The organism is Aquabacterium olei, from assembly GCF_003100395.1.
In the GTDB taxonomy this organism is placed as follows: Bacteria; Pseudomonadota; Gammaproteobacteria; order Burkholderiales; family Burkholderiaceae_C; genus Aquabacterium; species Aquabacterium olei.
Genome location: NZ_CP029210.1, coordinates 1,488,895 through 1,509,110, shown reverse-complemented (window position 1 = coordinate 1,509,110; position 20,216 = coordinate 1,488,895). Strand labels below are relative to the sequence as shown.

The following is a 20,216-nucleotide window of genomic DNA, read 5'->3' as shown; positions in this document are numbered from 1 at the left end:
GACCTGGCGGCATGCCGTCTGCCGCACTTGCCATAATCCGCCCCCATGCTGTGGGACGTGTTCTGTCAGGTCATCGACAACTTCGGCGACATCGGTGTCTGCTGGCGGCTCACCCGCGATCTGGCCGCCCGCGGCCACACCGTGCGGCTCTGGGTGGACGACGCCGCGGCCCTGCAGTGGATGGCGCCCGATGTGCAGTGGACGACGCGGGATGCCCACCGCATCGGCTCGCTGGGCCGCATCACGGTGCACCCGTGGGCCGCGGCCACCGTGGCGGACGACCTGCCCGAGCCCGGTGACGTGGCGATCGAGGCCTTTGGCTGCAACCCGCCAGACACCTTCCTGGCGCGAATGGTGCGCCCCGCCCCGCCGCAATGGATCAATCTGGAATACCTGAGCGCCGAAGACTACGTGGAGCGCAGCCACGGCCTGCAGTCGCCCGTGTGGTCGGGCCCGGCTGCGGGGCTGGTGAAGCACTTCTTCTACCCGGGCTTTACTGCACGCACGGGCGGCCTGCTGCGCGAGCCGGGGTTGATCGAAGCACAGGATGCGATCCGGCAGGACGCGACCGCACGGGCGGCCACGCTGGCAAACCTGCAGGTGCCGCACCAGCCGGAGGAGCGGCTGGCCTCGGTGTTCTGCTACGCGCACGCCCCGCTGGCGCGGTGGCTCGACGCCCTGGCCGCCGAGCCCGTGCCGACCCGGGTGCTCCTGACGCCCGGACACGCCACGCGACTGGGTGAAGCGTGGGCGCACGCCCGGACGGCCGCTGGCACGCCGCCTGCGTCCCACCTGCACCTCACGCCCCTGGCCGCCCTCAGCCAGCCGGACTTCGACCGGCTGCTGGCGTGCTGTGACCTCAACCTGGTGCGCGGGGAAGACTCCGCCGTGCGGGCGCTCTGGGCGGGGCGTCCACACGTCTGGCACATCTACGAACAGGACGACGGGGTGCACGCCGACAAGCTCGACGCCTTCATGGCCCGCTGGATGGCGGGCTGGCCTGCGTCGCTGGCACGGGACGTGTCGGCATGGTGGCGCGCCTGGAACGGTCTGGCGCCCTGGCCTGCCACGCTGCCCGCCTGGCCCGACCCCGCCGGATGGGGGCACGCCACCCTGCGCGCCCGCGAGGCATTGCGCGCTGAACAAGACCTTGTCACACAGTTGATCGCTTTTGTCACGCGGTCAGGCTAAAATCTTAGGCTTTGCTTCTGGCGGAAAGCGCGTGGGCGCGCGTTTCGTGAAGGCCAGCGGCCCAAGAACTGCGGTTTCGGCCACGCGCACAGTGCTGCCGGCCGGCACCGCCAACCCGTTTCCCCCTGGAATCACCATGAAACTCGCACAAGAAATCCGCGCTGGCAACGTCATCATGCAGGGCAAGGACCCGATGGTCGTCCTGAAGACCGAATACAGCCGCGGCGGCCGTGGCGCGGCCACCGTCCGCATCAAGATGAAGAACCTGCTGAACGGCGGCGGCGCCGAAGTGGTCTTCAAGGCCGACGACAAGATGGACCAGATCATCCTCGACAAGAAGGAGTGCACCTACTCCTACTTCGCCGACCCGATGTACGTGTTCATGGACGCCGAGTACAACCAGTTCGAAGTCGAAGCCGAGAACATGGGTGACTCGGTGAACTACCTGCTCGACGGCATGGAAGTCGAAGTGGTGTTCTACGACGGCAAGGCCATCTCGGTCGAACTGCCCACCACCATCGTGCGCGAAATCGAGACCGAGCCGGCCGTCAAGGGCGACACCTCGGGCAAGGTTCTGAAGCCCGCCCGCATCGTCGGCACCGGCTTCGAGATCTCGGTGCCCCTGTTTGTGGAATCGGGCGACAAGATCGAAATCGACACCCGCACCAACGAATACAAGAAGCGCGTCTGATCCAGACCTGCCTCCAAGAAGCACCCTGCGGGGTGCTTTTTTTCGTTTGTGGCGCCTGAAAGCTCCAGTTTTTCACGGTCTGGCCGATAAAACGGCGTCTCTGCTGTACCCGCTCGCCCATGCCTGCCTCACCGATGCACGTCCTGCTGGTTGAAGACCAGCTCTCGGTTCGCTCCACACTGCGACGTCAGCTGGAAGCACATGGCCACAGCGTGACGGAAGCCGAAACCGCCATGGAAGCGGTGGCCGCCTTCCAGCGGCAACGCCCCGACCTCGTTCTCATGGACGTGGTCCTGCCTGTCGAGGACGGCTACTGGGCTGCCCGCGAAATCCGCAGCCTGGAAGGCAGCGACTGGACACCGATCATCTTCCTGTCGGCCCGCGACCACGAACTGGACCTGTGGCGGGGCATCGAGTCCGGCGGCGACGACTACCTCGTCAAGCCCGCCTCGGCCGTGGTGCTGGCTGCCAAGCTGCACGCCATGTCGCGCCTGCAGCGCATGCGGCAACAGCTCATTCAGACCTCGGAAGCCCTGCGAGCAGCGAACGAGCGCCTGGCGCACCTCACCACACTGGACGACCTCACCCAGCTCGGCAACCGCCGGGGTTTCGACGAGCGGCTGTACACCAGCGTGCACCAGTGTGCCCGCGACAAGCAGCCGCTGAGTCTCATCCTGTGCGACATCGACCACTTCAAGGCCTACAACGACGCGCTGGGACACGTGCAGGGCGATGCCTGTCTGCAGCGCGTGGCCAAGGTCCTGCGCTCGGTGTGTCGCCGCCCGCTCGATTACGTCGCGCGCTACGGCGGAGAGGAGTTCGGGCTGATCCTGCCCAACACGCCCCGGTCGGGCGCCATGACCTTTGCCCGCGCGCTGCAGCACATGCTCGCCACGCATGCCGAGCCCCACGCGGCCTCTCCGTTCGGCGTCGTGACGCTGTCGGGCGGCATCACCACCGTGGTGCCCGACGCCAGCACCACCGCGCAGGGCCTGCTGCTGCGGGCCGATGAAGCCCTCTACAGCGCCAAGGCCCAGGGCCGCAACCGCTTCTTCAGCTTCGAGATGCAGGTCGACACAGTGGCCCACCTGCACGGCGACGGCCAGCCGGGCTGACAGCCTGGTCGCGCAGCCCCGTGTTCCCACGGGTGGTATCGACGACACCGCTGAGGCACACTTCGTGCACGCGTTCACGTTTCCGTGGGCATCGGAACCCGTTAAAGCATGCACAACGCCCCGCTACGGGTGCTGGTCGTCGAGGACCAGCCCCTTTTACTCGCCCGCCTGAGCCAGCTTCTGCAGAAAGACGGGCACCAGGTTCTGGAGGCGTCGTCGTTTCATCAGGCCTGGCGCCTGTTCGACGAGCAACGCCCCGACATGCTGCTGCTCGACATCCTGTTGCCGGACGGCAGCGGGCTGGAGCTGGCGCGCCGCATCCGCGCGGGTGCCAAAGGCCCCTGGACACCGATCATTTTCGTGTCGAGCCTGGACAGCGAGGCCGACCTGAGTGCCGCCATCGAGGCCGGCGGCGACGACTACCTCGTGCAACCGGTGTCGCCGCTGGTGCTCAAGGCGAAGGTGCACGCCATGCAGCGCCTGCTTGAGGCCCGGCAGGAGCTGAACGCCACCGCCGTGGCGTTGCAGCAAGCCAATGAGCAGCTGAGCCGGCAGATCCGGCATGACCCGCTCACCGGCCTGGGCAACCGCAAAGGGCTGGATGACCAGCTGGTCCGGGCGCTCGGCGATGCACGGCGGGAACAGCGACCGCTGTCCATGATCCTGTGCGACGTGGACTTCTTCAAGCGCTACAACGACCGCCTGGGCCACCTGGAGGGCGATCAGTGCCTGCAGCAGATCGGCCGCATCCTGCAACAGGTGTGCCGTCGGCCGATGGATTACGCGGCCCGCTACGGCGGCGAGGAATTCGTGCTGCTGCTGCCCTACACGCCGCCTGAAGGGGCACTGAGCTTTGCACTGGCCCTGCTGCACCACATGGAGCGCGACAGCCTCTATCACCCTGATTCCCCGGTGGCCCGCCACGTGACGCTGTCAGGCGGCATGGTCAGCGGCATTCCGGCGGAAGACGAAGACGCCACTGTGTGGCTGCAGCGTGCCGATGAGGCGCTGTACGCGGCCAAGCAACGGGGTCGCGATCGCTTCGTCAGCCTGCAACATGGCCACGACACCGGCGAGCTCCTGGCACGCCGGCTGCCGGCGGGCCAACGCGCCGGCCGCGTGGCCTGAACCGCTTCAGGCCGCGGCGCCTTCCTCGCGCCGAGGCGGGCGGGTGTGCGCCTGCTTCATCACCTCGGCCGGCGGCAGGTTCTTCAGGTGGTGGTCTGACCACACCTGACGCCAGCGCCGGGCACCGGGCAGGCCGTTGTACAGCCCCAGCACGTGCCGCATGACCTGCGGCCAGCGTACCTCACCGTGCGGCCAGCCCGCGGTGCGATCCATTTCGCGCTGCGCATAGGCCACCATCTCGGCCTCGACCTGCTCGCGCGTGAGGCTGTCGGTGCGCGGGCCGCGGCCGAAGAGGCGCTCGTCCCACTCGGCCATCATCCACGGCGTGTGGTACGCCACGCGCCCCACCATCACGCCGTCCAGCGCCACCCCGTCGTGCACGGCGCCGGGCTGCAGCTGCGCCACGCAGGCGTCGTTGTCGGCCAGCCCCCCGTTGAGCACGATGACCAGATGGGGAAAGTCTTGCTTGAGCTGGTGCACCACCTCGTAGCGCAGCGGCGGGATCTCGCGGTTTTCCTTGGGGCTCAGGCCCTTGAGCCAGGCGTTGCGGGCGTGCACGATGAACACCTCGCAGCCCGCCTCGGCCACCGTGCCGACGAAATCGCGCACGAAGGCATAAGACTCGTTCTGATCGATGCCGATGCGGTGCTTCACCGTGATCGGCATGCCGGGGTCGCCGCCGCTCGCATCCAGCATGGCGCGCACGGAGTCGGCCACCAGCCCGGCCTCGTTCATCAGGCAGGCGCCGAAAGCGCCGCGCTGCACGCGCTCGCTCGGGCAGCCGCAGTTCAGGTTGACCTCGTCGTAACCGAACTTCGCGGCCAGCTTCACGCAATGTGCCAGGTCTTCCGGCTCGCTGCCTCCGAGCTGCAGCGCCACCGGGTGCTCGCCTTCGTTGTACTCGAGGAAGCGATGCAGTTGACCATGCACCAGCGCGCCGGTGGTGATCATCTCCGTGTAGAGCCGCGAGTGCGGGCTCAGCAGCCGATGAAAGTAGCGGCAGTGACGATCGGTCCAGTCGAGCATCGGGGCAACGCAGGCGCGCCACGGGCTGAGGCCAGTGGCCGGGTCGATCTTGGGAATGCGTTGAGCGGACATGTCGGCAGGGAAAACGGAATCAGAGGGGATCGTGCAGATCGCGCAGGGGGTGGGCGTGCGGGGGCCACACCCCCTCGAAAAAGGCCTCGACCATCTGAGGCTGCACCTCGGCCACGGCCGCGGGTTGCCAACGCGGCGCATGGTCCTTGTCGACCACCAGCGCGCGGACGCCCTCGACCGTCTCGCTGTCGCGGCCCTTGCGCAGCTGGAAGCAGTGCCGCACCATCGTGCGCTCCATGCGGAAGACCTCGGCCAGCGGCATGCTGCGCGCCCGGCGGATCTGCTCCAACGTCACGCCCATCATCAGCGGTGAATGACCGGCCATGTGCTGCAGGGTCTCTGCCGCCCAGGTGTCCCCCGCCGCCCGGGCGGCTTCGAGCGAGGCCACGATGTCCTGCAGCGTGTGCCCGCTGAAGTGGCGATCGATGTCCGCAAAGCGCGCCGTGGTGGTGGCCTCCGGCAAGGCACCCAGCGGGTGCTGCGCCACGTGGCCCCTCACGCGGGCCATCAGCTCATCGGCGTCACGGGCCGGGCCAGCGCGCAGGCCGTCCAGCAGCGAAGCCAGGCAAGCGCTTTCGGCATGCATGTCGGCCAGGCCGAGCGCCAGCGCATCGGTCACGTGCAGGTGCGGCCCCACCACGCCGAGGTACTCGCCCGCATGGCCGGCCAGCCGCGACAGGAAGTAGCCCCCGCCCACGTCGGGAAACAGGCCGATGCGGGTTTCGGGCATCGCCATGCGCAGCGACGCCGTGGCCACACGCAGATCACACCCTTGCGCCAGCCCCATGCCGCCGCCCATCGTGATGCCGTCCATCCAGGCCACCGTGGGCTTGGGGTAGACGTGGATGAGGTGGTCGAGCGCGTACTCTTCGGTGAAGAAGTCTTCGATCGCCGGATCGCCTGCCAGCGCCGCGTCGTGCATGAAGCGGATGTCACCCCCCGCACAGAAATGGGTCACCACCGGCTTGCCCTCCATCGGCGGCCGGGCCGAGCCCCGCAGCAGCACCCCCAGCACGGCCGGGTCGGTGGCCCACCCCCGCAGCACCACCGTCAACTCGCGCACCATCTCCAGTGTCAGCGCGTTCAAGGCTTTGGGGCGATGCAGGGTGATGACCCCGAGGCCCCCCACCACGTCGGTGAGGATCAGGCTGTCTGCTGGCATGTCTCATGGGCTCCTGGGCGACTTTTCGCCTCTGAAAGGAAAAAAGCGCCCCGCAGGGCGCCTTCGGCGAGATCGGATCAGGCGCTCGCTTCGCGCGAAGCGCGCTTGCGGTCGTGCTCCTTCAGGTGACGCTTGCGCAGGCGGATCGACTTCGGCGTGATCTCGACCAGTTCGTCGTCGTCGATGAAGTCGACGCCGTACTCCAGGGTCAGGTCGATCGGCGGCGTGATCTTGACCGCGTCTTCCTTGCCCGAGACACGGAAGTTGGTCAGCTGCTTGGTGCGGGTGGCGTTCACCACCAGGTCGTTCTCGCGGCTGTGGATGCCGACGATCATGCCTTCGTAGACCGGGTCGTTCGCCTTCACGAACATGCGGCCACGGTCGTCCAGCTTGCCCAGGGCGTAGGTGAAGATTTCACCGTCGTCCATCGAGATCAGCACGCCGTTCTTGCGGCCGCCGATTTCACCCTTGTGGGCTTCATAACCGTCGAAGATCGACGAGATCAGGCCCGAGCCGCGGGTCAGGTTCAGGAACTCGTTGCTGAAGCCGATCAGGCCGCGGGCCGGAATGCGGTACTCGAGGCGCACGCGGCCACGGCCGTCCGGCTCCATGTTCAGCATCTCGCCCTTGCGCAGGCCGAGGGCCTGCATCACGCCGCCCTGGTGGATTTCTTCCACGTCGGCCGTCACCAGCTCCATCGGCTCCGACTTCACGCCGTCGATGTCCTTGAACATCACGCGGGGCTTCGACACGGCCAGCTCGTAGCCTTCACGGCGCATGTTTTCCAGCAGGATGGTCAGGTGCAGTTCGCCGCGGCCACAGACTTCGAAGATGCCGTCTTCGTCGGTTTCCTTCACGCGCAGGGCCACGTTGTGCTGCAGTTCCTTCTGCAGGCGGTCCCAGATCTGGCGGCTGGTCACGAACTTGCCTTCACGGCCGGCCAGCGGCGACGTGTTCACGCAGAAGTTCATGGTCAGCGTCGGCTCGTCGACCTTCAGCATGGGCAGCGGCTGCGGGTTGGCCGGATCGGTCACGGTCACGCCGATGCCGATGTCCTCGATGCCGTTGATCAGAACGATGTGACCCGGGCCGGCTTCCGTGACCTGCACGCGGTCCAGACCCTGGAAGGTCAGCACCTGGTTGATGCGGCCCTTGATGGTCTTGCCGCCGGGACCTTCCATCACGACCACGTCCTGACCCGGCTTGGCCGTGCCCTGGCTGATGCGGCCCACGCCGATGCGGCCCACGAACGACGAGTAGTCCAGCGCCGAGATCTGCAGCTGCAGCGGGGCAGCCGGGTCACCCTTCTGCGGCGGCACGTGCTTCAGGATGGTGTTGAAGAGGGCCGACATGTCGGGGCCCCACTGCTCGCCCGGCGCGCCCTCCTCCAGCGAGGTCCAGCCGTTGATGCCCGAGGCGTACACCACGGGAAAGTCCAGCTGCTCGTCGGTCGCACCCAGCTTGTCGAACAGGTCGAAGGCGGCGTTGATGACGGCATCCGGCTTGGCACCCGGCTTGTCCACCTTGTTGACCACGACGATGGGCTTCAGACCCAGGGCCAGCGCCTTCTTGGTCACGAAGCGCGTCTGCGGCATCGGGCCTTCCTGGGCGTCGATCAGCAGCACCACGCCGTCGACCATCGACAACGCGCGTTCGACTTCACCGCCGAAGTCCGCGTGGCCCGGGGTGTCAACGATGTTGATGTGCGTGCCTTCCCAGCTCACGGCGCAGTTCTTGGCCAGGATGGTGATGCCACGCTCACGTTCGATGGCGTTGTTGTCCATCACCGTGTCGACGATCTTCTCGTGCTCGGCGAAGGTGCCAGACTGGCGCAGCAGCTGGTCGACCATCGTGGTCTTGCCATGGTCAACGTGGGCGATGATCGCGATGTTGCGAATTGGAGTGCTCATAGGAAGCTCACAAAGGTCGGATTCAGGGGGCGGCCACCAGGTCGGCCGGTTGGGAAGCACTGTGCATCAGCACCATGCCTTGCACCTCGGCCGGACTCAACAGACGGGTGGGGATCAGTTCACCGCCCTGGATGTGGGCACTGCCCAGCAACACACGGCGGGCGGCGTCTGCTGGCGCCGCAGGATGGGGCCCGTACACACGCACCTGCGGCGCATCGGGCAACTTCGTTCGCCGGCGCAAGCCGGTGAGGAAACGGGTGGCGTCCTGCTCACCGAGCAGCACGTCAGGCCAGTCGGAGAGCAGCACGTCGGCAGGCTGCAGCAGCGTGTCACGGTCGGATTCGTCCATCGCCAGCAAGGCGTCGAGCGTCACCGCGCCGTCCAGTGTCACGCCGCCGCTGCCCGTGCGACGCAGGCCGATCAGGTGGGCACCACAGCCGAGGTGCTCACCGATGTCCTGGGCCAGGGTGCGGATGTAGGTGCCCTTGCTGCAACGCACGTCGATCTCCAGCACATCATCCTGGCATCCCAGGATGTCGATGCCGTGAATCGTCACGCGGCGCGGCGCACGCTCGATCTCGATGCCTTCGCGGGCGTACTCGTACAGCGCTCGTCCTTCATGCTTGAGCGCCGAGTGCATCGGCGGCACTTGGTCGATCTCGCCAGAGAAGGCCGCGCAGGCCGCAGCAATCGAATCCGGCGTCGTCATTTCCGGCGTCACCGTGCGCGTGGACACCACCTCGCCTTCGGCATCGCCGGTGGTCGTGACCACTCCGAGCTTCACCCGGGCGGTGTAGCGCTTGTCAGCGTCCAAGGACACCTGGGAGAACTTCGTCGCGGCGCCGAAGCACAGGGGCAACAGCCCAGTGGCGAGCGGGTCGAGCGTGCCGGTGTGGCCGGCCTTTTCGGCGCGAAACAGCCACTTCACCTTCTGCAAGGCGTCGTTGCTGGACAGGCCCAGCGGCTTGTCCAGCAGCACCACGCCATGCAGCGCCCGGCGCGGCTTGCGCGGCGGACGACCCGCCCGCTGACCGGCTTGCATCTCGCTCACGGCTGACCGCCCTCCCCGCTGGCGGGCTCGTCCGGGTCCTTGGCCTTGTCGGCCACGGCCCGGTTGATCAGGGCGTTGAGCTCGGCCGCGCGTTCGGTGGTGCGGTCGAAATGGAAGTGCAGCGTGGGCACGGTGTGGATCTGCAGCCGCTTGAAGAGGCTGTTGCGCAGGAAACCGGCGGCCTCGTTCAGGCCGGCCTCGGTGTCTTCCGGGTTGCCGATCAGCAAAGAGAAGAACACCTTGGCGTGGGCGTAATCGGGCGTCACGTCAACATGGCTGATCGTGACCATGCCGATGCGCGGATCCTTGAGGTCGCGAACCAACTCGGCCACATCACGCTGGATCTGGTCGGCGATCCGGTTGCTGCGGTTGGGGGTGGAGCGTTTATGGCGCATGGTGCATTCCTGCTGGCAAACGGCAGCGGCCCATCAAGCACAAACCCCGCCTGGGCTCAGGCGGGGTTGCAAGTGAAAGGGCCTGCGCGGTGTCTTACAGCGTACGGGCCACTTCCTTGATTTCGAAGAACTCCAGGACGTCGCCTTCCTTGATGTCGTTGTAGCCCTTGATGTTGAGGCCGCATTCGAAGCCCTCGCGGACTTCCTTGACATCGTCCTTGAAGCGCTTGAGGCCTTCGAGTTCGCCGGTGTAGATGACCACGTTCTCGCGCAGCAGGCGCAGCTTGGCGCTGCGACGCACCACGCCGTCGGTGACCATACAGCCCGCGATCGTGCCGATCTTCGAGGCGATGAACACCTGGCGGATCTCGGCCGTACCGATGACTTCCTCGCGCTGCTCGGGGGCCAGCATGCCGCCCATCGCTGCCTTCACCTCATCCACAGCGTCGTAGATGATGTTGTAGTAGCGCAGGTCGACACCGTTGTGCTCGGCCAGCTTGCGGGCGTTGGCGTCGGCACGGGTGTTGAACCCGATGATGACGGCCTTCGAGGCAATTGCCAAGTTGACGTCCGACTCGGAGATGCCGCCCACGGCAGCGTGCACGATCTGCACACGCACTTCCTCGGTCGACAGCTTGAGCAGCGAAGCGGCCAGCGCCTCTTGCGAACCCTGCACGTCGGCCTTGATGATGAGCGGCAGCGTCTGAACGTCGGCACCCGAACCCATTTGCTCGAACATGCTCTCGAGCTTGGCGGCCTGCTGCTTGGCCAGCTTCACGTCGCGGTACTTGCCCTGACGGAAGGTGGCGATTTCACGGGCACGGCGCTCGTCCGACAGCACCATGAATTCGTCGCCCGCTGCCGGCACTTCGGTGAGGCCCTGGATTTCGACCGGAATGGACGGACCCGCTTCGGTCGCGGCCTTGCCGTCTTCGTCCAGCATGGCGCGCACGCGGCCATACGAAGCCCCCGCCAGCACGACGTCGCCGCGCTTGAGCGTACCCGACTGCACCAGCACAGTGGCCACAGGACCACGGCCCTTGTCCAGACGCGCTTCGATCACCAGGCCCTTGGCAGCGGAGTCGACCGGAGAGGTCAGCTCCAGCACCTCGGCCTGCAGCAGCACGTTCTCGAGCAGATCGTCGATGCCCTGGCCGGTCTTGGCCGACACCGGCACGAACGGCGACTCACCACCGTAGGCTTCCGGCACCACGGACTCGGCCACCAGTTCCTGCGTCACGCGGTCGAGGTTGTTGCCCGGCTTGTCGATCTTGTTGATCGCCACAACGATGGGCACACCCGCGGCCTTGGCGTGGTGGATGGCTTCCTTGGTCTGCGGCATCACGCCGTCGTCCGCCGCCACCACCAGGATGACGATGTCGGTCGCCTTGGCACCGCGGGCACGCATGGCCGTGAAGGCCTCGTGACCCGGGGTGTCCAGGAAGGTGATCATGCCGCGCGGCGTGTTGACGTGATAAGCGCCAATGTGCTGCGTGATGCCGCCGGCTTCACCTGCTGCCACACGCGAGGTGCGGATGTAGTCCAGCAGCGAGGTCTTGCCGTGGTCGACGTGGCCCATGACGGTCACGACCGGCGCACGCGGGAAGGCCTCGGCGGCCTGGTCGGCGTGTTCCTCTGCCAGGAAGGCGTCCGGATCGTCGAGCTTGGCAGCCAGCGCCTTGTGGCCCATTTCTTCCACCACGATCATGGCGGTTTCCTGGTCCAGGTGCTGGTTGATGGTGACCATCTGGCCGAGCTTCATCATCTGCTTGATGACCTCGGTGGCCTTCACCGACATCTTGTGGGCCAGATCGGACACCGAGATGGTTTCCGGAATGTGGACCTCGATGATCTGCGGCTCGCTCGGTGGCACGAAATTCGATGCGCTGTCGCCGCGGTCGCCACGGCGACCACCCTTGCCGCCCGGGGCCTTCCAGCTGTTGCGGCCAGACCCGCCCGTGTCACCGCCGCGGCCCTTGGAGGGCGCGCCGCGCTTCTTGGCGTCATCGGCCCAGCTCGACGACAGCTTCTCGGACTTGACCGACTTCTTGTCGCCCGGCTTGGCACCGGCACCCGTGGTGGCACCCGGCGTGGCGCCCGGTGCGCCCTTGGGCTTGTGGATCGTGCCCTTGATACCTTCCTTGCCGGCTTCGGCAGGCTTGACTTCTTCGGGCTTCTTGGCCGTCAGCACCTTCTTCGGTGCGTTCATCATGGCGCGGATGGCTGCAGCCTCGGCTTCAGCGGCCTTGCGACGGTTCGCCAGATCGGCCAGTCGCTGCTTTTCTTCCGCTTCACGGTCAGCGGCCTTCACCACGCGCACACCGGCGCCGGGCTTGGGCGCATCGGCCTGCACGGGCACGCCTGGCGTGGCAGCGGGCGCAGCCGGAGCGGCTGCAGCCGGCGTGACGGCAGCGGCCGGCGCCTTGACCGGCTCGGCAGCCTTGGGCTCGGGCGCGGCGGGCTTGTCGGCAGCGGCACGCAGCGTACCGCCCCGCGCGGCGCGCTGGGCGGCGGCGGTCAGGGCAGCGGCTTCGGCACGGGCGGCCTCCTGAGCCGCAGCGCGCTTCGCAACGGCGGCTTCGCGCTCGGCGGCATCATCGCTGGCACCGCCGGCGGGCACAGCCGAAGCCTTGGCAGCAGCAGCGGCAGCCTCGCGTTCGGCCTGCTCGCGGGCAGCCTGCTCGGCTGCGGCACGGGCGCGGGCTTCGGCCTCTTCACGCTCGCGGCGCTCGGCTTCTTCACGCTGGCGACGGGCCTCGGCCAGTTGTTCTTCCTGCTCACGCAAGGCATCAGCCTGGGCACGAGCTTCTTCTTCGCGGCGGGCCAGTTCGGCCTCTTCCTGCGCCTTGGCGGTCGCCTCGTCCACGCCGTCATCGCGCTTCACGAACACGCGCTTCTTCTTGACTTCGACCTGGATGGTGCGGGCTTTGCCAGATGCGTCCGCCTGCTTGATTTCGGTGGTCGACTTGCGGGTCAGCGTGATCTTCTTGCGGTCGCCGCCGGTGGAACCGTGGGCGGTGCGCAGGTGGTCGAGCAGACGCTCTTTGTCGGCCTCCGTGAGCACGTCTTCAGGGGCGGCCTTGGGCACGCCCGCAGACTGAAGCTGCTCCAGCAGTGTCGCAGCCGGGCGATTCAGTTCCGCGGCGAATTGTGCGACGGTGGTCACGGCCATTGTGTTGATCCTTGCGATGAGCTTTTGCGTAAATAGGTCGAGTGGGTCGTCTCAGGTGGCTGAAGCGTGGGCGATCAGGCGAACCAGTGTTCGCGCGCCTTGAGGATCAGGGCGCGCGCCTGTTCGTCGGACACACCGGTGATCTCGGTGAGTTCGTCCACGGCCAGATCGGCGAGATCGTCACGGGTGTGAATGCCCGCTTCGGCCAGCTTCGCAATCAGCTCGGGGGTCAGACCTTCCAGACCCTTGAGATTTTCCGACAAAGCCTCGACTTCTTCTTCCTTGGCGATTTCCATGGTCAGCAAAGCGTCTTTCGCACGGGTGCGCAGCTCGTTGACCGTGTCTTCGTCGAACGATTCCATTTCCAGCATTTCCTGCAGCGGCACATACGCCACTTCTTCCAGGCTGGAGAAACCTTCGGCGATCAGGATGTCGGCGACTTCCTCGTCCACGTCGAGCTTTTCGACGAAGAGCTTGCGGATGGAGTCGCTTTCGACGGCCTGTTTCTGGGCCGATTCCTCGGCCGTCATGATGTTGATGCGCCAGCCGGTCAGGTCCGAGGCCAGGCGCACGTTCTGTCCACCACGGCCGATGGCGATGGCGAGGTTCTCCTCGTCCACAACCACGTCCATGGCGTGTTTTTCTTCGTCCACAAAGATCGACTGCACGTTGGCCGGAGCCAGCGCGCCGATCACGAACTGGGCAGGGTCTTCCGACCACAACACGATGTCGACGCGTTCGCCGGCCAGTTCGTTGGTCACGGCGGTGACGCGCGAGCCGCGCACGCCAACGCAGGTGCCGATCGGATCGACCCGCTTGTCGTGCGACAGCACGGCGATCTTGGCGCGCGAACCTGCGTCACGGGCGCAGCTCTTGATCTCCAGCAGGCCTTGCTCGATCTCGGGCACTTCCTGGGCAAACAGTTCGATCATGAAGTCGGGCGACGAGCGCGACAACATGATCTGCGGACCACGGGCCAGGGTATCGACGCCCAGCATGTAGGCGCGAACGCGGTCGCCCGTGCGCAGGTTTTCCTTCGGGATCATCTCGCCGCGCTTCAGGCGGCCTTCGACGCGACCCGATTCGACAATGATGTCGCCCTTGTCCAGACGCTTGACGGTGCCGACGAAGATCTTCTCGCCGCGCGACAGGAAGTCGTTCAGCAGTTGCTCGCGCTCGGCGTCGCGGATCTTCTGCAGGATGACCTGCTTGGCAGCCTGGGCACCGATGCGGCCGATGGGCAGCGACTCGATCGGCTCTTCGATGTAGTCGTCGACCTCGATGTCGGGGATCTGCTCCTGGGCTTCGAACAGCAGGATTTCAGCATCAGGCAGTTGCAGGCCGGCCTCGTTGGGCACGACGTGCCAGCGGCGGAAGGTCTCGTAGACGCCGGTTTCACGGTCGATGGCGACACGGATGTCGACCTCGCCCTGGTACAGCTTCTTGGTGGCAGAGGCCAGGGCGGATTCGACCGCACCGAACACCACTTCACGGTCGACGCTCTTCTCACGGGAGATGGCGTCCACCAGCATCAGCAATTCACGATTCATTTCTTCTGACCTCCGAGATCTTGCGCCTCATCGACGGCAACAGTACCGTCCGCCGGGGTTGCCGCCCGACGGCTACGCCCCTTGAAACTCACTTCCGGCACCAGACGGGCCTCGCGAATCTCGTCGAGCGTGAAATCCAAAACCTGATCCGCTTCTGCGGGCGGGGCTTCGCCTCTGGCCTGAGCCTTGGCGAGCTTCTTGGCGGCCGTGTTCGACAGCGGCTTGTCTGCATCTGCCGACTTCAGCACCAGGCCCCAGGCCTGCCCCGCCTCGATCTGGGCGGGGTCGGCGCTCTGCGCGGGGCACAGCTCACCGCTGTAACGCTTTCGTCCCTGGAACGGGTGCTTCAAGGCGATCTCGATCTGCTCGCCCACAAAGCGCGCAAAGTGCGCCGGGGTCTTGAGCGGCCGGTCCACACCGGGCGAGGACACCTCGAGGCGGGCGTAATCGGCGTCGATCGTCTCGAGCGCATACTGCAGCTGACGCGTGACCTTCTCGCAGTCGTCCACCGTGACCAGGTCGCCGGGCAAATCGTAGGGCTGATCGGGCAGCCGGTCGATGTAGACACGCAGCAATCCATGCGTACTGCGCTCGCAGTCCACCAGTTCGTAACCCAGACCGGTCACAGTGTCTTCAACGACTTTCAGCCAACTCATCCAGCAAACCCAGCGACGATCGCACCCAGTAAAAAATGTCGAGCAAAAAAAATGGGCTGGAAAGATCCGCCCATTCGTGAACATCCACGAGACGAACTGCCCGCAAGCCACCACGACCTGCCCCGACCACCGTTGTGATCAAAGGCGCCAGCCTTGCGACTTCGGCACTTCGGCATCACAGCCCGCACACCTGCCGCGCTTTTGAAGTGCAAGCAGGCCACATCAGGCAGCCAATCCCGCATTTTACTCCGAGGAAACGGCTCGAGCAAGGCTGCGCGGTGAATTTCCTGTTGTGCGCCACGATGCATGCGAAAATCCGTTCATCGTTGAGCGGGTGGGCGGTTGTTCACCCCTTGTTTTTTTCATGGAGACCATATGGGCTTTCTCGCCGGCAAGCGCCTGCTGATCACCGGACTGCTGTCCAATCGTTCCATCGCCTATGGCATTGCCAAGGCCTGCAAGCGCGAAGGCGCCGAGCTCGCATTCAGCTACGTGGGCGAGCGCTTCAAGGACCGCATCACCGAATTCGCCAGGGAATTCGACTCGGAGCTGGTGTTCGACTGCGACGTGGCGAATGACGAGCAGATCGCCGCGCTGTTCGCGGACCTGGCGAAGACCTGGCCGACGTTCGACGGCTTCGTGCACTCGATCGGCTTTGCACCGCGTGAAGCGATTGCCGGCGACTTCCTGGAAGGTCTGTCGCGCGAGGCCTTCCGCATCGCGCACGACATCTCGGCCTACAGCTTCCCGGCCATGGCCAAGGCGGCCCTGCCCTACCTGAACCCGAACGCCGCGCTGCTGACGCTGTCCTACCTGGGCGCCGAGCGCATCGTGCCGGCATACAACACCATGGGCCTGGCCAAGGCGTCGCTCGAGGCCAGCGTGCGCTACACCGCGTCCAGCCTGGGCCCGAAGGGCATCCGCGTCAATGGCATCTCGGCCGGCCCGATCAAGACCCTGGCTGCCTCGGGCATCAAGGGCTTTGGCAAGATCCTCGACGTGGTGGAGCAGAACGCCCCGCTGCGCCGCAATGTGACGATCGAAGACGTCGGCAACGTGGCTGCGTTCATGCTGTCGGATCTGGCCGCGGGCGTGACCGCCGAGATCACCTATGTGGATGCTGGCTTCAGCCAGGTCATGGGTGGTGTGACGGAGGCCTGAGGCCACACCGGCCCCCACGCCGTGAACCGAGGTCGACCGCGTGTCGGCCTTTTTCATGCCCGCTTGACGACCGTCAGCCCGTGGCAACGTCGGGCTCGCCCTGTCTTGGAAGGCTTGCAACGCCGTCGCACAATGAGGCAGCACCTTACTGACCTCACGGAGTAGCCATGGACGCCACCGAACTCAAGACCCTGCTGCAGCGCCTGAAGAACGAGCTCGAAAGCGGACAGCCTGTGGCCCCGGAGCTCAAGGCCCTGCTGCAGGACCTCGACCGCGACATCCAGCAGGCGCTCGAGGCTCAGCCCTCGCCCGCCGGAAACGAAAAAGCCCCGTCCGAGGACGAGGCTTCCCTGAATGCGCGGGCGCAGGCCATCGAGGCCCGCTTCTCCACGGATCACCCTTATCTGGCCAGCACGCTGCGCGACGTGCTCGACACGCTGGGCAAGATGGGAATCTGATCGGGCCCACCGCCCCTCAGACCGGGCGACGCGGCACCGCAGCCAGCAAGGTCTGCGTGTAAGGGTGCTCGGGCTGCTCGAGCACTTGCGCGGCGGGTCCCTGCTCCACCAGCTGGCCCCGCTGCATCACGGCCACCTGGTCGGCCAGGTAGCTGACGACGCCCATGTTGTGCGTGATGAACAGCAGGCCCAGGCCGAGTTCGGTCTGCAGTTCGCGCAGCAGGTTGAGGATCTGAGCCTGCACCGATACGTCGAGCGCGGAGGTCGGCTCGTCACACACGAGCACCCGTGGCGCCACGGCCAGGGCACGCGCGATGGCCAGCCGTTGTCGCTGCCCGCCGGAGAACTCGTGCGGGAAGCGCGGCAGCGCATCGGTGCGCAGCCCGACCCGGCCCACCAGGTCGGCCACGCGGTCACGGCGCTCGGACGCCGACAGATCGGACCGCAGGGTCAGCAGCCCTTCTTCGAGGATCTCGCTGACGCGCATGCGCGGGTTGAGCGAGGCAAACGGGTCCTGGAACACCATCTGCACCTGCCGCCGGGCAGCCTGCAATGCCGCCCCCTGAAGGGCGAACAGGTTCTGGCGCACGCCCCCGTCAGCCAACCAGGCCTCGCCCGCCACGCGGATGCCGGGCTGGGCCCGCAGCAGCTGGACGATGGCGCGGCCCGTGGTGGTCTTGCCGCACCCCGACTCCCCCACCAGCGCCAGCGTCTGCCCGGGCAGGATGCGGAACGCCACACCGGACACCGCCTGCACCTCGTGCGCGCGCCGGAGCAGCCCGCCGCCGGAGCGGAAGCTGACCGAGAGATCTCGGACTTCGAGCAAGGCCGGTGCTTCAGTCTGTGCCGTGCCCGCTTCGCGTTGCTTCAACGGCTCAGGGCCGGCGGTTGTCGGCACCGGCAAAGCGGACGCCACCGGCGCGGGCGCAGGTGGCACCGGGCCCAGTCGCACGTCGATGGGCGGTCCGAGTCGAACGGCGTCGGGCGGCGGCGGGATGTCGCCCTCGCGGAAGCCATCGGTGACCGGGAAGGTGCCCGCGCCCGCCCCGCCCAGAGGGAACCAGCAACGCACGCGCCCTTCCCCCAGGCGGTCCAGCCGTGGTGCCTCAGCATGGCAGCGGGATTCAGCCCGTTCGCAACGCGGTGCAAAGCGGCAACCCTCGAAGCGCTGCCACAGCGGCGGCACGGAGCCCGCAATGGCGACCAGGGGCTGGCCGCGCCGGGTGGCATCGGGGAGGGCCTGCAGCAGAAGCCGCGCATACGGGTGCTGCGGTCGGCTGAAAAAGCGTGCGGCAGGCGCCTCTTCCACGATCTGGCCGGCGTACATCAGGGCCACGCGGTGCGCCATGTCGGCGACCACGGCGAGGTCGTGCGTGATGAGCAGCAGCCCGAGCTGGCGTTCGCGCTGCAGGTCTTTCAGCAGGTCGAGCACCTGCTTCTGGATGGTGACGTCGAGCGCCGTGGTGGGCTCGTCGGCAATCAGGTAAGCCGGCTCGGCGGCCAGCGTCATGGCAATCATGACCCGCTGCTTCTGCCCACCACTCATCTCGAACGGGTAGCTGTCGATGCGGTGCTCGGGCTCCGGAATGCCGACACGCCGCAGCCATTCGACGGCCTTCGCCAGTGCTGCCTCACCCCGCAGCGGCGTGTGGGTCTCGATCGCCTCGACGATCTGATCCCCGACGCGCATCACCGGGTTGAGGCTGGTGGCCGGCTCCTGAAAGATGATGCCGACGCGGCCGCCGCGCACCTTGCGCATCAGTGATTCGGGGAGCGCCAGCAGCTCGGTGGGCTTGGCGTCGGGGGCATCGGCACTGAGGGCCACGCGCCCGCGTGAGACGCGACCGTTGTCGGGCAGCAGGCGCATCATGGCGAGCGCCGTCATGCTCTTGCCGCAGCCCGATTCGCCCACCAGTGCGTAGGTTTCGCCCCGCGACAGCGCTAGGCTCAGGCCATCGAGCGCGCGCACCAGGCCGGCGTCGGCTTCGAGCACCACCTGCAGGTCATCAAGTTGCAGCATGGGACTTCCTTCAGCGGGGGACGGCGGCGCGCGCCACCTTCACGGGCCGGGCCACACGGGCACGCGGGTCGAAGGCGTCACGCACGGCGTCGGCAAAGAGGTTGGCGGCCAGCACGATGCCCACCATGAACACGAAGGCCGCAGCGAAGGACCACCACACGATGGGGTCGCGCGACATCTCGACGCGCGCCTGGTTGATCATGCCGCCAAAGCTGTTCATCGACGGATCGACCCCGACGCCCACGTAGGACAGCACGGCTTCGTACAGGATCAGGCTGGAGAACTCGAGCACGGTGGTGATCAACACCAGATGCATGACGTTGGGCAGGATGTGCCGGCGCATGATGCGCCACGGCCCGGCACCGAAGGCCACGGCGGCCTGCACGTACTCGAGTTCGCGCAGCTTCAGGGTCTCGGCACGCAACAGGCGGCACAGGCCGGCCCAGCCCGTCACGCCCAGGATCACGCACAGCAGGAAGATCTTGAGGTCGGCCCGCTCCAGCCCGGTCTCGAAAAGCTCGGGGTGCTTGTCGAGGAAGACCTGCACCATCAGCACGCAGGCGGCGATCAGCAGGATGTTCGGCACCGAAGACAGCACGGTGTAGAGGTACTGGATGATGTCGTCGACCCAGCCCTTGAAGTAGCCCGCGGCAATGCCGAAGGCCAGCGCCAGCGGCAAGGTTGCGATGGTGGCCAGCGAGCCGATCACGAAGGCGGTTCGCACGCTCTTGAGCGCCTGGTAGAGCACGTCGTTGCCGGTGCGGTCGGTGCCCAGCACGTGGTAGCCCTGCCCCCAGCTGAGCGCCACGATGCACGCGACCATCACAGACAGCACGGCGGCCGCGAGCCAGGCGGCATGCCAGGCCTGGGGCACCTCGGGTTCGAAGCGACGGCGCATCGCCCAACGCAGCGCCAGCGCCACCACCGCACCCGCCGCGATGCCCACCAGCAGACGCTGGATCAGGTCACGGGCATGGTCGGCCTCCGGATCAGCCAGACCGGCGCCACCGTGCTTGAGCCGGGGATAGGCGCGCGGCGGGGGCAGCGGCACGCCGTGCTCGTCCACGCGCGGCGGCTCACCGGCCTTCGGCGGCACGCTTTCCTTCACGAAACCGTGGGTGGCCAGCGGTGCCGAGTAGCTCTTCTCCCGGCTCTGAACCAGCTTGCTCAGCGCGACATCCAGCAGCGACTCTGTGCGCGTGTCATATGCCTCGGTCGCCCCCGGCTGGCTGGTGAGGGCTCGTCGGAAGTGCACGCTGTCCGTCAGCGTCAGGGCCAGCATGGCCACCAGCACCACGCACGAGGCCATGGCCGGCGCACTGGTGAAGACCTTGCCCCAGGTGGCGCGCAGCGAGGGGTCGCGGCGCACATGGACGATGTAGGCCGCCAACCCGCCGAGCATCAGCCAGAGCACGACGTCTGTCCAGAGAATGACCAGTTTGAATCCCATGCCTGCTG

16 protein-coding genes are annotated in these 20,216 nt (G+C 66.7%); 6 read left to right on the top strand and 10 right to left on the bottom strand.

The annotated features are described in order from the left end of the window. Nucleotides 1-45 precede the first annotated feature (45 nt). From earP to DEH84_RS06725, 4 genes are all read left to right on the top strand, one after another. Complete coding sequence (gene earP, locus DEH84_RS06740) at nt 46-1,191, top strand: elongation factor P maturation arginine rhamnosyltransferase EarP (RefSeq protein ID WP_109035928.1); 1,146 nt, start codon at nt 46-48, stop codon at nt 1,189-1,191. A gap of 136 nt (nt 1,192-1,327) precedes the next feature. Continuing rightward, on the top strand, nt 1,328-1,882 hold the full coding sequence (efp, locus tag DEH84_RS06735; protein ID WP_109035926.1) for an elongation factor P: 555 nt from the start codon (nt 1,328-1,330) through the stop codon (nt 1,880-1,882). Between the two features lie 119 nt (nt 1,883-2,001). Then, complete coding sequence (locus tag DEH84_RS06730; protein WP_109035924.1) at nt 2,002-2,997, top strand: GGDEF domain-containing response regulator; 996 nt, start codon at nt 2,002-2,004, stop codon at nt 2,995-2,997. A 108-nt stretch (nt 2,998-3,105) separates the two neighbouring features. Then, the gene (locus tag DEH84_RS06725; RefSeq protein ID WP_109035922.1) at nt 3,106-4,125 is read left to right on the top strand and encodes a diguanylate cyclase domain-containing protein; all 1,020 of its coding nucleotides are present in this window, start codon (nt 3,106-3,108) and stop codon (nt 4,123-4,125) included. Nucleotides 4,126-4,131: 6 nt separating this feature from the next. On the opposite strand, the gene dusA is transcribed toward DEH84_RS06725, so the two are convergent. The 8 genes from dusA to DEH84_RS06685 all read right to left on the bottom strand — a co-directional run bounded on the left by dusA (nt 4,132) and on the right by DEH84_RS06685 (nt 15,119). Then, nucleotides 4,132-5,223 (bottom strand): tRNA dihydrouridine(20/20a) synthase DusA, encoded by a 1,092-nt coding sequence (gene dusA, locus DEH84_RS06720; protein WP_109035920.1) that lies wholly within the window; start codon nt 5,221-5,223, stop codon nt 4,132-4,134. A gap of 19 nt (nt 5,224-5,242) precedes the next feature. Next, nucleotides 5,243-6,385, bottom strand: coding sequence for an enoyl-CoA hydratase/isomerase family protein (locus tag DEH84_RS06715; RefSeq protein WP_109035918.1), 1,143 nt, complete (start codon nt 6,383-6,385; stop codon nt 5,243-5,245). 77 nt (nt 6,386-6,462) lie between these two features. Continuing rightward, entirely contained in the window at nt 6,463-8,295 is a 1,833-nt protein-coding gene (gene typA / locus DEH84_RS06710) for a translational GTPase TypA (RefSeq protein WP_109035916.1), read from the bottom strand. A 22-nt stretch (nt 8,296-8,317) separates the two neighbouring features. Next, complete coding sequence (gene truB, locus DEH84_RS06705; protein ID WP_109038253.1) at nt 8,318-9,337, bottom strand: tRNA pseudouridine(55) synthase TruB; 1,020 nt, start codon at nt 9,335-9,337, stop codon at nt 8,318-8,320. A gap of 5 nt (nt 9,338-9,342) precedes the next feature. Continuing rightward, complete coding sequence (rbfA, locus tag DEH84_RS06700; RefSeq protein ID WP_109035914.1) at nt 9,343-9,741, bottom strand: 30S ribosome-binding factor RbfA; 399 nt, start codon at nt 9,739-9,741, stop codon at nt 9,343-9,345. A gap of 94 nt (nt 9,742-9,835) precedes the next feature. Then, entirely contained in the window at nt 9,836-12,913 is a 3,078-nt protein-coding gene (gene infB / locus DEH84_RS06695; RefSeq protein ID WP_109035912.1) for a translation initiation factor IF-2, read from the bottom strand. Between the two features lie 74 nt (nt 12,914-12,987). Beyond that, complete coding sequence (gene nusA / locus DEH84_RS06690; protein WP_109035910.1) at nt 12,988-14,463, bottom strand: transcription termination factor NusA; 1,476 nt, start codon at nt 14,461-14,463, stop codon at nt 12,988-12,990. Continuing rightward, entirely contained in the window at nt 14,460-15,119 is a 660-nt protein-coding gene (locus DEH84_RS06685) for an LSm family protein (RefSeq protein ID WP_109035908.1), read from the bottom strand. The genes nusA and DEH84_RS06685 overlap by 4 nt, the downstream gene beginning before the upstream one ends. Before the next feature lie 375 nt (nt 15,120-15,494). On the opposite strand from DEH84_RS06685, the gene fabI reads away from it, so the two are divergent. After that, nucleotides 15,495-16,280: an enoyl-ACP reductase FabI gene (gene fabI, locus DEH84_RS06680; RefSeq protein ID WP_109035906.1), complete on the top strand. Its 786-nt coding sequence runs from the start codon at nt 15,495-15,497 to the stop codon at nt 16,278-16,280. 167 nt (nt 16,281-16,447) lie between these two features. Then, nucleotides 16,448-16,738 (top strand): DUF4404 family protein, encoded by a 291-nt coding sequence (locus DEH84_RS06675; protein WP_109035904.1) that lies wholly within the window; start codon nt 16,448-16,450, stop codon nt 16,736-16,738. A gap of 16 nt (nt 16,739-16,754) precedes the next feature. Here DEH84_RS06675 and DEH84_RS06670 read toward each other — a convergent pair whose 3' ends face one another. Together DEH84_RS06670 and DEH84_RS06665 are read right to left on the bottom strand one after the other, a co-directional pair. Next, nucleotides 16,755-18,758 carry an ABC transporter ATP-binding protein gene (locus DEH84_RS06670; RefSeq protein ID WP_109035902.1) on the bottom strand — a complete coding sequence of 668 codons (2,004 nt, stop codon included), beginning with the start codon at nt 18,756-18,758 and terminating at the stop codon, nt 16,755-16,757. Between the two features lie 10 nt (nt 18,759-18,768). Further along, nucleotides 18,769-20,208: an ABC transporter permease gene (locus DEH84_RS06665; protein WP_109035900.1), complete on the bottom strand. Its 1,440-nt coding sequence runs from the start codon at nt 20,206-20,208 to the stop codon at nt 18,769-18,771. Nucleotides 20,209-20,216: the final 8 nt, after the last annotated feature.